At 56.8% G+C, this 13819-nt stretch carries 13 protein-coding genes; 10 read left to right on the plus strand and 3 right to left on the minus strand.

All coding sequences use genetic code 11. The features are described from left to right. The 3 genes from QXU72_01315 (at position 1) to fbp (ending at position 2857) form a co-directional block, all read left to right on the plus strand. The gene (locus tag QXU72_01315; protein ID MEM0493886.1) at positions 1 to 729 is read left to right on the plus strand and encodes a TatD family hydrolase; all 729 of its coding nucleotides are present in this window, start codon (positions 1 to 3) and stop codon (positions 727 to 729) included. A 112-nt stretch (positions 730 to 841) separates the two neighbouring features. Next, the gene (locus QXU72_01320) at positions 842 to 1612 is read left to right on the plus strand and encodes a PAC2 family protein (protein ID MEM0493887.1); all 771 of its coding nucleotides are present in this window, start codon (positions 842 to 844) and stop codon (positions 1610 to 1612) included. A 144-nt stretch (positions 1613 to 1756) separates the two neighbouring features. Beyond that, positions 1757 to 2857 (plus strand): fructose-1,6-bisphosphate aldolase/phosphatase, encoded by a 1101-nt coding sequence (gene fbp, locus QXU72_01325; GenBank protein MEM0493888.1) that lies wholly within the window; start codon positions 1757 to 1759, stop codon positions 2855 to 2857. A 19-nt stretch (positions 2858 to 2876) separates the two neighbouring features. Here fbp and QXU72_01330 read toward each other — a convergent pair whose 3' ends face one another. Beyond that, entirely contained in the window at positions 2877 to 4151 is a 1275-nt protein-coding gene (locus tag QXU72_01330; protein MEM0493889.1) for a Clp1/GlmU family protein, read from the minus strand. Positions 4152 to 4226: 75 nt separating this feature from the next. Here QXU72_01330 and QXU72_01335 point away from each other — a divergent pair, with 75 nt between their 5' ends. Then, the gene (locus tag QXU72_01335; protein MEM0493890.1) at positions 4227 to 4916 is read left to right on the plus strand and encodes a molybdenum cofactor guanylyltransferase; all 690 of its coding nucleotides are present in this window, start codon (positions 4227 to 4229) and stop codon (positions 4914 to 4916) included. A gap of 339 nt (positions 4917 to 5255) precedes the next feature. Here the strand turns inward: QXU72_01335 and QXU72_01340 are convergent, their stop codons facing one another. Next, positions 5256 to 6278, minus strand: a complete 1023-nt coding sequence (locus QXU72_01340; GenBank protein ID MEM0493891.1) for a M42 family metallopeptidase — start codon at positions 6276 to 6278, stop codon at positions 5256 to 5258. 135 nt (positions 6279 to 6413) lie between these two features. Between QXU72_01340 and QXU72_01345 the strand changes: the two genes are divergently transcribed. Beyond that, positions 6414 to 8264, plus strand: coding sequence for an aldehyde ferredoxin oxidoreductase family protein (locus tag QXU72_01345; GenBank protein ID MEM0493892.1), 1851 nt, complete (start codon positions 6414 to 6416; stop codon positions 8262 to 8264). A gap of 15 nt (positions 8265 to 8279) precedes the next feature. On the opposite strand, the gene QXU72_01350 is transcribed toward QXU72_01345, so the two are convergent. Further along, entirely contained in the window at positions 8280 to 9650 is a 1371-nt protein-coding gene (locus tag QXU72_01350) for a 4Fe-4S binding protein (GenBank protein ID MEM0493893.1), read from the minus strand. A 67-nt stretch (positions 9651 to 9717) separates the two neighbouring features. Between QXU72_01350 and QXU72_01355 the strand changes: the two genes are divergently transcribed. The 5 genes from QXU72_01355 (at position 9718) to QXU72_01375 (ending at position 13791) form a co-directional block, all read left to right on the plus strand. Continuing rightward, positions 9718 to 9990 (plus strand): MoaD/ThiS family protein, encoded by a 273-nt coding sequence (locus QXU72_01355; protein MEM0493894.1) that lies wholly within the window; start codon positions 9718 to 9720, stop codon positions 9988 to 9990. Then, positions 9983 to 10327, plus strand: coding sequence for a LysR family transcriptional regulator (locus QXU72_01360; GenBank protein ID MEM0493895.1), 345 nt, complete (start codon positions 9983 to 9985; stop codon positions 10325 to 10327). Before QXU72_01355 ends, QXU72_01360 begins: the two co-directional genes overlap by 8 nt. 155 nt (positions 10328 to 10482) lie before the next feature. Further along, complete coding sequence (arcC, locus tag QXU72_01365; GenBank protein MEM0493896.1) at positions 10483 to 11403, plus strand: carbamate kinase; 921 nt, start codon at positions 10483 to 10485, stop codon at positions 11401 to 11403. A 193-nt stretch (positions 11404 to 11596) separates the two neighbouring features. Then, a complete protein-coding gene (locus QXU72_01370; GenBank protein MEM0493897.1) occupies positions 11597 to 12613 on the plus strand; it encodes a transglutaminase-like domain-containing protein in 1017 nt (338 codons plus the stop codon). Beyond that, complete coding sequence (locus QXU72_01375) at positions 12610 to 13791, plus strand: hypothetical protein (GenBank protein ID MEM0493898.1); 1182 nt, start codon at positions 12610 to 12612, stop codon at positions 13789 to 13791. Before QXU72_01370 ends, QXU72_01375 begins: the two co-directional genes overlap by 4 nt. Positions 13792 to 13819: the final 28 nt, after the last annotated feature.

Raw genomic sequence — 13819 nt, forward strand, 5'->3', positions numbered from 1 at the left:
ATGTTCGTCGACGCTCACGTGCACCTGCACGAGTTCACTTTAAAGGAAGTAGAGGAGTTCATCGACTTGGGAGTTGTGCTGGTAGCGGTGAGCGATGACTATGACTCTTCTGTTAAAACTCTTGAGCTTCGCGACTTTTTCCCCGGCCGCGTCAAGGCGTGCGTCGGCATACACCCGTGGAAGATCCCTGCAGAGGGCGTCCCTGCCTCGCTTATAGATAGCTTGCTGGATCTAGTCAGAGAGGCTGACTGCGTAGGGGAAGTAGGCGTTGACCTCAAGTTCGTACCAGAAACTTTCGAGGCACAGCGCGAAGCGTTCAGAGTTCTTGCCAGAGAGGCTGCAAAACTTGGGAAGCCCATCAACGTTCACGCTGCTGGCGCGTGGCAGGAGGCTCTCGCAGTGCTGGCGGAGCTTAATGCACCCAAAGCTTTATTGCACTGGTACACGGGCCCCGAGGGGCTGCTGCCGCTTCTCTCAGAGAGGGGGTACTTCGTCTCGATAAACCCGGCCGTGAAGATCCAGAGGAAGCATCGGGATCTTGCCGCGAGGGTGGACCCCTCCATGCTTCTCACCGAGAGTGACGGCCCCTACGATTACAGGGGGCTGAAGCTAAGTCCCAGGCTAATACCTGAGCTCGTAGCGGATATCGCCGCTCTGAGAGGAGTAGCGTCCGCGGAGATCGCCAGCGTTGTCAGGGAAAACTTTAACCGGCTGTTTCCAAGAAAGTAGCCTGGGCCTGATGACTACTTCCGGAGCTGACGAGTGATGTGAACTTACCCGGCTGACCCCTTAGCGCGCTAACGCTTTTATTCAGCTATGCTGCTTCTGCTCTCGGGAGGAAATGAGGGTCGAGGATTTAGGAGGTTATAAGTTGGTTGTACGCAGAGACGTGCGGCTGAGGAAAGGGGTTCTCGTGCAGGGGTTACCGGGAATAGGGCTAGTCGGTAAGATTGCTGTAGACTATATCATCGCTAACCTGCACCTACCGCTCTTTGCGGAGCTTTTCGGGCCCGGGCTGCTGCTCCCCGTAGGTAACGCGGGTGTTTTCGTCGACGGCTCGGGGGTTCTGCGCCTACCTTCGTACAAGTTCTACCTCCTTGAGCGGGACTCAGGAGACGTGGTCTTCCTTACGAGCGAAGTTCAGCCGGTGAGCTGGGGGCAGTACGATGTTGCTGAAAGGGTACTGGACTACTTTGTACGGATAGGAGGTAGGGAGGTTATAGGGGTTTGCGGCACTTCATCGGAGAGCGAGGAGATCGAAGTCTACTACGCTCTAGCCGGAGACCTCGACGAGAAGAGGTTTGAGGCACTTAATCTCAAGAAGAGCTCGGGAGGCACTATCACCGGTGCGTGCGGCCTCCTCCCGGCGCTGGCAGCTATGCGGGGTCTCTCAGGCTACGTCATCATGGGGAGCACGAATACCTCTGAGCCCAACCCTGCTGCTGCGCGGGAAGTCATAGTAGCTCTCTCGAAGCTCTTAGGTATTGAGGTGAACCTTGAGGACCTGGATAGGATGATCAAGGAGGTGAGGAGCCGCGAAGAAATAGCGAAGAAGCTGCTAGAGCAAATGGAGAGGAGGCCGGAGCCCAGTCTCCCCTCCTGGTACGTTTAACTTTCTGCATTGAATCCTTAGGGAAGAGAGCTCCTCTAGTTTTAATATTAATACGCTTTTATAAAAGAGTTTTAATAAGTAAGTGAGGAGAGTACATAAACTTACTAAGGCAGCTTTAAGTCTACGTGCGAGAGTTAAGGTTCGATGAGAGTAACTGTCAGCCTGATTAAGGCGGACATAGGTGGCCTCGCGGGGCACGCCGTAGTACACCCCAAGCTGGAGGAGCTTGCGAGGAAGAAGCTTCAGGAGGCTAAGGAGACGGGCCTTCTCATCGACTACTACGTCTACCACGCGGGGGATGACCTGCAACTCCTGATGACCCACACAAAGGGTGAGAACAACCCCGAGATACACAAGCTAGCTTGGGATACTTTCGTGGAAGCTACCGAGAAGGTGAGTAAGCCTTTAAAGCTCTACGGTGCTGGGCAGGACCTTCTCAGTGATACTTTCTCCGGGAACATTAAGGGTATGGGCCCTGGAGCGGCTGAGATGGAGTTTGAGGAGCGTAGGAGCGAGCCCATACTGGTTTTCTCCGCAGACAAGACCGAGCCGGGAGCTTGGAACTTCAAGCTCTACAAGATCTTCGCTGACCCGTTCAACACAGCAGGGCTTGTAATCGACCCGTCGATGCACGACGGATTCATCTTTGATGTCCTCGACCTCCTAGAGGGAGCCAGCGTCCTGCTGAACACTCCAGAAGAGTCCTACGACCTGCTCGCGCTTATCGGGACGCCGGGCCGCTACGTCATCAGCAAAGTCTACCGGAAGTCTGATAGGGAGGTTGCAGCCTCCGCCTCGGTAACAAGGTTATCTTTAATCGCCGGCCGATACGTCGGCAAGGATGATCCCGTGCTTATCGTCCGCGCTCAGCACGGCTTCCCGGCGGTTGGCGAGGTTCTTGAAGCCTTCGCGTTCCCGCACCTTGTTGCCGGATGGATGCGGGGAAGCCACCACGGACCCTTGATGCCTGTAAGCCTGAAAGACGCTAAGTGCACGAGGTTTGACGGGCCTCCTCGCGTGGTAGGTCTCGGTTTCCAGCTGCACAACGGGATCCTCGAAGGGCCGGTCGACCTCTTCGACGATCCAGCTTTCGACTACACGAGGAGGATGGCCGCGGAGATCGCGGATTACATGCGCAGGCACGGCCCCTTCATGCCGCACAGGCTCGGCCCAGAGGAGATGGAGTACACGACACTCCCCGGCGTTCTCGAGAAGCTGAGAACGAGATTTCAGAAAAGCAGGTAGCAAGAGCTCGTCGAGCTGCCTACAGGAAACTTGTTTTTTCCACTAGTATTTCCTCGAAGGAGATGGGGTTCAACTTAAAGGAGCCAGCCATGATTATCATACCCTCCTTTGGCTCCACTGTAGTAAACACTCTCATTGTCTTGCCCGCTGGGTCAAGGGAAGTAACTATGCCCAGGCCTTCAAGGTACTTTTCTCTACTCGAGAACGCTACCACATTGTAAAGGATTTCTGATCCCGAGAGGATGTGTACCTCGCTGGCGGAGAACATCGCCTTCAGGAGCTCGACGTCTCTTTTCGGAGCCTCGTCAGTGAAGAGTATCAGGGAGTTCTCAACCCTCTCTGCGAACTTCACCCTGCTCCCCAGGAAGCTCTCGGCTTTTTTCACCTCGTCAGAGCTTAGAGGAATTCCGTTGAATAGCAGGGTGAAGAGTAGCCTGTACTTGTCAAGGGTCACTATCCGCTCTAGAGCTCCCGAGAACCAGCGCCTATAGAGGTACCGCCTGTACTCTCTCCTTTCCTCCCTACTTCTCCTTCGCAGAACGCTCGGAGAGTCCACGCGAACAGAGGGGAAAAGCCCCGAGATAGGCTTGTAAACCTGCGAAAGCTCCTCTTCAGCCCCCACGAAAACGATGAAGTCGGGCTGCAGCGCTAGAGCTTCCGTTAGCTTGAGCTCCCGGCCACCCCACTCGTGCACCCAGCCAGCAGTATCCACCAGCACAGTATCAGCGCCAAGCGCTTCAGCTTTCCGCGAAAGGAGTAGGGCCCCCACGACAGCTCTGTGGAGGAGGCCTGCCGGTGTGAAAGACCCGATGAAGAATCCATCTTCGAAAGCTACGCTGCTGAGGGAAACAGCGGGCCGCTCTGCGAGCCCCATCCCTAGCGCTCCCGGCGGGCCTATGCTCTTCTGCCCAACGTCAGCATCTATCACAGCTATTTTTCTGCCCCCCTCCCTCACCAAGGTGTTGAGGAGTAGCGTGGAGAATGCTGTTTTTCCTGAATCGATGTCGCCGACTACGAGTATGCGCTTCGGGCCCGTGGAGGCTATCTCCTCCGCGGCTTTAACCCAGCTCTCGGGAACCGTTCGCCCCCTTACGAACCAGAACTTGCCGTGCTCGAGGTCCACCTTAGCCTCCTCGCTCGCATAGAGGGGTAGAGCCCTGAAGGGCTCGACAGTGACAACTTCGCTCTCTTCGATTTCTGCGCCGAAAGAGTCGAGCTTGCCCTTAACCACCGTTACTTTCGAAGGCCCCTCCACCAGGAGCGTGTAGTCCCGGGGGATTTCCACGAGCGGCATCGTCCCCTACGACTTTCGCGTCGCACTTATAACGTTACTCCGCAAGAACAGCTGGGCGAAGTGTGGTGCTTGGGAATGACGGGGATCCCGCTAGCCATACTGGCCGGGGGCGAGGGGCGGAGGCTAGGAGGCTCGTATAAAGCTAAGCTATGCCTCTGCGGCAAGCCCCTGCTCCTACATGTGCTCGAAAGCTTAGCACCTTCGTTCTCCCGAGTGATAATAGTCGTTCACGAAGAGAAGCAGAGAGAGGAGCTCAGCGGTCTCGTGGAGAGCGGGGCTGCTGTGGTGCGTGATTGCGTGGAGGTACGATCCCCGCTCGCAGGGATATACACTGCCGCGCATGAGTTCGCGAGAGGGTTTTTCGCCGTAGCACCTGTGGACACGCCTTTCCTGCGCCCCACTGCCTACAGCCGTATGCTGGTGCTGGCAAAGAACTACGACGCTGTGGTGCCGCTGTGGCCTAACGGCTACCTCGAGCCGCTCATTGCAATCTACCGTGCCGAGAAAGTTCTAGAGACCGCACCTACTCTCCTAGCGAAGGGCGACGGTAGAGTGCAAGCTCTACTAAAGAGCATTAGAAGCTACCTCGCCCCCGTAAGCGAGGTGTTCGATGACCCCGCTCTCGAAGCGTTTAACGTGAATACTCGCCACAATTTAGCGCGTGCGGAGGCCATCTGCTCGGGTAAGGATGGGTACCTCCACCACGCGGCAGCCGCTGAGAGTCCAGGCTTTCACCGAGCCTCCGGAGCGGATAAGCCACAGTAAACCTGCTCTCCGCATACCCAGCACATCTAGTGGTGAAGGTCGGCTTTCTCCGCTAGCGTGAGCGTGGAAGATCCCTACTAATTCGAGCCCTTTCTCCGCGATCTGAGCTATAGCGCTCAGCACGCTTTCTGGACGCGCCTCAAAAAAGCCCGGCCGACGAACCGCTTCAACCGGCACGAGCTCTCTCACCGCGACGAAACCCTCGGTCATCTTTCCCCCTAGGAGGTATACTTCCCCCGGCTCGGTGGACAGCAGACGGTTGAGGAGGGCTTCGTCGACCATAACAGCCCGTACTCCTGAAGTTTGAGAAACACCTTTCGCGCACACGCTCAGCTTAGCTCACCGCTCTTCCGTGGGCCAAGGGTTCTCTATGATTAACCGGAGCAGCTGCACTGCGAGGTCAATATCTTTCTTGAAGGCGACCGAAGCTGGCGTGTGAATGTACCTGACGGGGACCGAGATAGCTGAAGTTTCAGCACCCCTCGTAATGAAGCTCCCGCTGTCAGTCGCGCTGTAAGGCGATACCTGCAGCTGGTAGGGGATCGACCTCTCCTCGGCAAGCTGGCGAATATGGCTGACAAGCCTCGTTGATGCGATAATTCCTCTATCCACTACCCTGATAGCGGGGCCTTTTCCGGTAACCGTGATACTCCTATCCTCAGGCACGCCGGGAATATCGTTAGCAATCGTTCCCTCAACTGCGATCGCGTAGTTGGGTTCTAGCTCGTGAGCTAGAACGCTCGCACCCCTCAAACCCACCTCCTCCTGGACCGTAAAAGCTACTGCCACGCTGCCCTCCTCTACCGCCTTCGCGTTCCTAAGGGCTTCAAGCAGCGCGTAACAGCCCACGCGGTCATCGAGAGCCTTTCCGATGACCCTTCCACCAGCCTCCCTATAGTTACCGACGAATGACACCGGAGTTCCAACGTTCACCCCCATGGCGTGGGCCTCCTCCCTAGAGGAAGCACCTATGTCGATGAAGAGGTCCTCGAACGCGAGAGGCACCTGCGCAGAACCCTTGCCGTGAGGAGGCTGCGCGCCGAAAACCCCGAAAACATCCTCCTTGGCTCCCATTACGATAACCTCTTTCCCGAGGGCGACCTCGGGAGACACCCCGCCCAGGGGGGCTACGCGGAGGAAACCCTTCTCGTCGATGTGACGGACCACGAACCCCACCTCGTCCATGTGAGCTGCGATGACCATGAGGGGCCTTCCATCACCGAGGATGACGTAAACGTTCCCCAGAGAGTCGACGACGGGCTCGAATCCCATTTCCTCGAGCTCCTCGAAGATGATCTCTCTCACACGCTCCTCGAAGCCTGAAGGCGCTGGGGCGTTCACGAGGCGTGACAGCAGGCTCATAGCGCTTGGAATTGCAGGAAGAGCTAGAAATATTTTGGTTCTAAGCACTTTCTGCCGCGGGTCTTAAGCAGTGAGCGATATGTTTATATAAAAATATCGTAAACCTTTTTACTCGGAGAAGCGCCAGAAACCACGATGAAGGGAGGCTACGTCAACCGAATTCTTTTCGTGAACCTGAGCGATGGCACAATCCGGACTGAGCCCGTTGACCCGGCTGTTGCGGAGAAGTACATAGGAGGGAAGGGCTACGCGCTATACGTCTTCTACAGGCGGTACCTGAAGGAGTACATCGCGAAGGGAATATCCCCCAGAGACATCGACCCGCTGGGCCCGGAGAACGTGCTATTTCTCGGCACAGGCCCTGTGACCGGTATCGCCGGAGCTCCCGCACCCGGCAGGTACCACGCGATGGCTTTGAGGTCGCCGCTCACGGGCTCGGTGGGCAGCGCAAACAGCGGAGGCGAATTCGGACCCTACCTGAAGTTCGCAGGCTACGACATGATTTTCATCGAGGGGGCTGCCGAGAAGCCTGTCTACATCGAGATTGTGGATGGACACGTGGACATTAAGGATGCTTCGGATCTATGGGGCAGGAACGTTTTCGACACGACGAGAGTCTTGAAAGGTAGGGTGAAGGGCAAGAACGTGAGCGTCGCCTGTATTGGCCCAGCTGGCGAGAACCAGGTGCTCTTCGCCTGTATTATGAATGACGAGCACAGAGCTGCCGGCAGAACTGGCCTCGGCGCCGTCATGGGCAGCAAGAAGCTGAAAGCCATCGTGGTCTCCGGCGAGCAGAGGCCCGAGGTCGCCAACCCCGAAGGCTTCCGCGAGCTATCGAAGCAGCTCGTCGAGCGCATGAGGAAGAACCCCGTGACGGGCGAGGGCCTGCCGAAGTACGGGACAGCGATCCTAGTCAACATCATCAACCAGGCAGGCGCGCTCCCGTTCAAGAACTGGCAGTTCGGCTACAACCCGGAGGCGGACAAGATCAGCGGTGAAACCCTCGAGAAGACTTACCTGATCGGGAGGAGGCCCTGCTGGGGCTGCCAGATCGGCTGCGGCCGAGTGACGAAGGTTCCGAGCGGCCCCTACCAGATTCTCTACAGCGAAGGGCCCGAGTACGAGAGCATCTGGGCTCTCGGGAACTCTACGGGAGTGATGGAGCTAGACGCAGTGGTGAAAGCGAACCACTTGTGCGACGAGCTCGGCATCGACCCCATCAGCATGGGCTCCACGATTGCCTGTGCGATGGAGCTCTACGAGAAGGGTTACATACCTGCTGAGGACCTCCAAGGCCTCGACATGCGCTTCGGGAACGCGGCGGCGCTCGTTGAGAGCATTTGGAGGACCGCATACAAGGCCGGGTTCGGCGCTAAGCTTGCTCTCGGCAGCAGGCGCTTAGCCGAGATGTACGGTGCGCCGGAGCTCTCAATGAGCGTTAAAGGCCTCGAGATGCCCGCTTACGACCCCAGGGGTGCTAAGGGTATAGGCCTCAACTATGCTACGGCGAACAGGGGAGGCTGCCACGTAACTGGTTACACGATCTCTCCGGAGATACTTGGAATACCGCAGAAGATTGACCCGCTAACGCCCGAAGGGAAGGCTTTCTGGACGAAGATCTTCCAGGATCTCACGAGCGTCGTGAACAGCGCGGTGAACTGCTTGTTCACCACATTCGAGATCGGCGCTAAGGATTACGCTGCATTGTTCAACACTATCGCTGGCTTTAACTTCACAGAGAATGATGTGCTCACGATTGGAGAGAGGATCTACAACCTTGAGAGGTACATAATGTCTCTCTACGGTTTCTCTGCTAAGGACGACACGCTGCCGCCGAGGCTCACGAAGGAGCCTATGCCCGAGGGGCCTGCAAAGGGCCAAGTGGTCGAGCTGGACAGGATGCTCAAGGAGTACTACGAGCTCAGGGGCTGGGTTAACGGCGTCCCGACCAAGGAGAAGCTGCAGCAGCTGGGCATCGAGCTCTAGACCAAGAGCCTAAACTTAAGTTATAAGGATTTCTTTTTTAGTTATTTGCTGAGTTATTTCTCTCACGAGGCTATCGGCCTTGCACTTGCTACAGAGGTATAGCCCATCCACCGCTCGCTCAGGAGCTCTCTTCTCACGAAGTCTTTTCTCTAAGGCCTTAATCTTGGTGAGAGGGCCTATTGGTGCACCGCACACTCTGCAGCGGGCGACATCGCTGCGTACAAGCGTCGAGTATCTGCCGGCAAGAGTCTCGGCGGCAGCTTTTTTCTCGAGGGTTATTGCCGCCTCAGGGCATACTCTAGCACAGGTACTGCATCCTAAGCAGAGCGAGGAGGTGAAGAGTAAGCTCACGCTCTCAGCATCTTCAAGGTACTTCACCGCTTTCGTGGGGCATGCGCTGGCGCACGCTCCGCAGAGCGAGCACTTCTCGCTATCTACTCTTATACTGAAGAGTGGCAACAGGCGTAGCTTCGTTTCAGCCACTTTAAGCTCGAAGCTCGAGGCCAGAAGGGGTAGGGTATGCCGCGTCGCCTCCAAGGCTCTAAGAGGCCCGCCTAACACCTCTTCAGCCTCGCTGATAAGCTCAAGGTGCTGTCTAGCCGCCAGCCTCTTGTCGCAATCTTCTCTAGCGCAGAGGAACTCTATGCTAACCCCTTTTAGCTTCGCGTAGAGGTACTCGTGCAGCCGAAAGCTGGCAATGCAAGGTACTTCGAAGATAAGCGCCCTGTCGCCAGATTTCTCGTAAGCGGCTCCACGGCTTCTTGAGCAGGCTGCTATTATTTTTCTCAGGCCTTTCTCCGCAGCTTTCTCGATCAAAAGCCTCACGGCTGTAGGCGGCACTGCAGGCTGGTAGAGCAAGCCCGAGGGACAGCTGCTCGTACAAGCACCGCAGCCTACACATTTTTCTCGAATAGCTTCCGGGGGCTTGCCCTTTAAAGCCGAGTACGGGCAAGCTGGCAGGCAGAGAGAGCAGTGCCTGAGGTACCCGCACGTCTTCGTATCGACGTCAACCAGAGGTGTGTACCGGAGAGCTAGGCTAAGGCCTCTCTTCACGAGGTCGCGCCGGCTAAGTTCCCTCCCGACATCTACTGTGACGTGAAGCACGTACTTCGAAGCTTCCTCCAGGTACTCTCCCCAGAGCTCTATGAGGTCCTCCAAGCTTAGAGAGGAGAGAGATGTGTCCCTTTTCTCATCGATGAAGCGGATTCTCGGCCAGCGCGCCCCAACGCGCTCAAGCTCCACGTAGAAGTTTTCCCAGAACTCGGCGCTGCCAGGAGAACCTATAACGAGCACGCCGTCAGCATCCTCGGCAAGCTCCGCGATGCTGTAAATATCCTCGGCGGCTTTCTCCTCGCTGCTGAGAGCGAATACCCGGATATCCGCCATGCCAGCCACGCTCTATCGGCGAGCTCCTAGAAGATAATTTTATCTGCGTCCAGCAATTTTCAAGGTTGTGGTTAAAGTAAAGTTTCTGCTCTTCGCTACCCTCCGCGAGAAGTACGGGAGGAAAGAGGTTCTCGTAGATTGCGACGGCACCCTCGCCGATGCTGTGAGAAGAGCCTCAGAAATTCTGGGGCCTGAGTTCTACGGAGAGGTCTTCTCGGATAGCGAGGTGCGCAGGGATAGAATCATCCTGGTGAACGGTAGGCACGTTCAGTTCGCTAAGACCGAGGGGCTAGAGGAAGGTACTGTAGTCTCGATATTTCCCCCCATTGCGGGTGGCTGATAGCTTGCTTAAGGTGAGGTACAAGATCTGGCTGGAGAGCGAAGGAGGTGTATCGATCGGAGAGGGCGGTATAGCTCTCCTCAGAGCCATAGATGAGGCTAAGTCTATCAGGGCTGCTGCCGAAAAGTTGGGAGTCTCCTACACTTTCGCATGGAACTACATCAGGCGTCTCGAGAGGGGTCTCGGCTGCAAGCTTGTAGTGGGTGTCAGGGGAGGGAGAGAGGGAGGGGGGGCTGAGCTCACGGAGGATGCAAGGCACCTGCTCACCCTTTTCGAAGAGGCGAAAGCCGCTGTCGACGGCATCGTCGTGAAGCTGAACTCCCGTAGTCTTGCGTAGGCTGTGGTTACATCAACGCTGCAGCTCCAAGGCAGCTGTATTTCACTATTTTTACATGCTTCTCGAAACGCTTTCAAGGACACCTGCGGCTTAAAGCTTCCTTAATCAACACTATTCGTGATAAAAATCATAGGTATCATTAATAAACTGGGATTGTGGAGAAGCCCCTCATCGTCGTAGCGCTTGGAGGAAATGCACTGATCAGGAGCGGGGAGAAGGGCACCTTCGAAGAGCAGTTATCGAACCTGCTTAGAGCCGCGCCAGCGATAGTCGAGGTTTCGCGCAGGTACAGGCTCGTGCTGACTCACGGTAACGGTCCTCAAGTCGGGAACCTTTACCTTCAGCAGGAGCTCGTGCGCGAGGTTCCCGCAATGCCCCTCCATGCCTGCGTCGCTATGACTCAGAGCCTGATCGGCTACATGATCCAGCTAGCAGTAAGCTCCGTCGACCCCAGAGCCCGCGTCACCGTAGTGCCTACCCGTATTCTGGTCGATGAGCACGACCCGGCCTTCAGCAACCCCACGAAGCCGATAGGCCCCTACTACTCTGAGAACGAGGCGAGAAGCCTGGCTGAGAGAGGTTGGGCAATCACCTACGTTCCGGGTCGCGGCTACCGGCGGGTCGTGCCTTCGCCGAGACCCGTTCGCGTAGTCGAGATCGATACGATCAGAGAGCTTGTGGGTAAAGCCGACATAGTGGTTGCCGCCGGGGGAGGAGGGATACCAGTGCTGGAGAAGGACGGGAGGATGGTGGGTACTGACGCCGTTATAGACAAGGACCTGGCGTCCTCCCTTCTCGCAAGGGAAATCGGGGCCGACAAGCTAGTCATCTTGACTGACGTAGAGGGGGTCTACCTGGATTTCGGGAAGCCGAACGCTAGGCTGGTTAGACGGCTATCCGTCTCCGAAGCTGAGGAGCTGCTGAAGAGCGGGTACTTTCCGCCGGGCAGCATGGGCCCCAAGGTGGAAGCGTGCATCAGCTTCTCCAAGTTCACAAGTCGTCCCTGCATTATAGGCAGCCTGGAGAAAGCGCTAGAGACCGTCGAAGGGCTCGCCGGCACCATCATACACGTGTGAGTAGCTCTCCCGGCCTTTCTGGCCGAGCCCTGCCGCTGCTCGGCCTTACCCAGGGCAGTCCTAGCTCGCGCTGCGGGAGGTTCTAGAAATGCTCGAGAGGCGGTGGGGCGCGGGCAACGCATGGCGGTTTGCGGATTGAGCACTGCGCGGCTGACAGGCACCCTTAAATCGCCGTGTGGAGATGAAAATGCTGGTGGTTTCGATCGCTTCTCTGAGGGTAGGGGTGGTTCTCACATGTCTTGTAGTACTGCTGCTTCTCCCACCCATTCTTGCGCCAGGATCCAGGGATCCTGCTCTAAAGGTTGAGGAAGTCGTCGAGTACGACATTAGAGGCTACTTTGTGCTAGTCAACAGGCACAACGTCACCATAAACGATTTCGTATACGTTGCTTTGCCGCAGAACACCACTACTCAAGAGAGCCGTGTCGTGCTCATCGAGCCGGAGCCTCTTAAGTACGTGCGCGACGAGGATGGAAACGTGTTCGCTATAGTTAGGGTGATGGCAACCCCCTCTGAGAAAGTTCGCGTGAATGTTCGCTTTCAAGTCCGCGTGACCGGCTACCGCATCAGCTGGGGTGCTACGCCGCCCGGCGCTTGGCCACCCTTCGAGGTCGTCGCTAGGTACACTGGAAGGACGCTCTACTGGAACGTCTACAACACGACCCTAGTTAATCTGGCGTATAGAGTCGGCTTCGCCGATACTCCGCTGAATGTTGCCACGAAGCTGGCTACCTGGCTCGTCTCCAGGATCAGGTACCAGATAAACCTCGGCAGAGCTGGTAGCGACCACGCGGTCCGCTACGGCTATGGAGGCTACTTCGTGCAGGGAGATTGCGTCGAGGTAGCTGACGTCTACGTGACGATGGCCCGCTCGCTTGGACTACCCGCTAGGACGGCTTACGGTTTCCTGCTCAGCAGCTACTCGCAGGTAATGTGGCTCAACATGTCTACGGTTCAGGAGGAGGGGGAGGCTATCCTGAGGCACTGGGGTGGTCACATGTGGCCTCAGGTCTACATCCCGCCCTTCGGCTGGGTAGATGTGGACATGCTGGACGGCATGCAGCCTAACGTCGGTCTGTTCAGTGCTCGGCACATAGTCTTCGGCTTCGAGGAGACGAAGTACTACGGCTCTGCGCTCACGAGCAGCTGCATACCGAGCTACCTAACTCTCGAGTACGTCGAGTACATTTTCGAGGGTAGGCGGGTATGACCAGGGGGCGCTCGCTCGCTCTTCTAGCGGTGCTCCTCTTCGCGCTCGCGGCGGTTTCTAGAGAAGCGGCAGCTCAACCGAGCTACTGGCTTGCGCTCAACTTCAGGCTCACGTTCTACGGCAACGGGACCGTTCTCGTGGAGGAGCTCATCCACCCCTTCACACCGGAGGGGAAGAGCTTGCTGGAAGACAGGGAGGTGGAGAGCGATTTAAGGAACTCGACAGCCGATCTGCTGCGCTACGTGCTTCTAATGTTCTCGGATCGCCCTGAAACTATCCTCTACCGCGTGGGACCTGTGCTCGATAAGCGGTATGGAGAGAGCGTTTACTGCGATATCACGGGTACAGGGAGCATGTCGAGGTTCTTGGGAGCTTACACGCTGACGGTTTACGTGTACCTTAACAGGAGCACCTTCGTTGAGGACCTCGGCGGTGGAGTCTACCGCGTTAGTATCCGGGATAGCTTCACGAGCATGGATCCTCGCAGCTGGATAGACGTTATAGCTTTCAGCTTCAGAGAGGGGGCGGCTCTGCTGGAGGTTGAATGGGCTCCAGAGTACGCTCGAGGGCCCGTCGAGAGGGGCGAGGGAGCTCTGCTCTGGATGAACACTAACGAGCTTGAAGCTCCCGACTTCTACATATTTACAGTAAAGCTGCCTGGCTTCAAGTACGCGGGAATACCGCCTGAAGTTGAAGCTTTCATAATGAGCGCGCGCTTAGAGGGCAGCAAAGCCACCGTAGTAGTGGTTAACAGGGGGGTTTCGAGCGGTTACGTGATCGTCTGGCTCAAAGGCGAGCAGGTTGACCAGGCTAGAAGAGTTTTCCTGAACCCGAAGGATAGAGTGGAAGTTACTTTCTCGGATGTGCCTCCTGGCAACCACACTGTGGTGCTGATATCTGGGACGAGCGCGATCGACAGAAAGCTTCTCAGCACCGCAGCTGACGAGCTGAGGGCAGAGTTTCCGAGCCCCGAGGAGTGGTGGCGTTTAATCGTGCTTGCTGCTGCTCTCGGACTGGTTGCGGTGCTAGCAGTACTCCTCTTCAGAGCCCGCTCGCGGGCTAGCCCCACCCACACTCCGGAAGCTTCTCTCTCATCAGATTATTCGGCTCCGAGCGGCCCTTCTGTAAGGGCTCCTCAGGGTGCCCGCTTTTCCTTTGGAGGAGGAGAGCTGGAGTGAAGAGCGCAGCGTAGCGACTCATGCAGCA

Source organism: Thermofilum sp., assembly GCA_038741495.1.
Taxonomy (GTDB): domain Archaea; phylum Thermoproteota; class Thermoprotei; order Thermofilales; family Thermofilaceae; genus Thermofilum.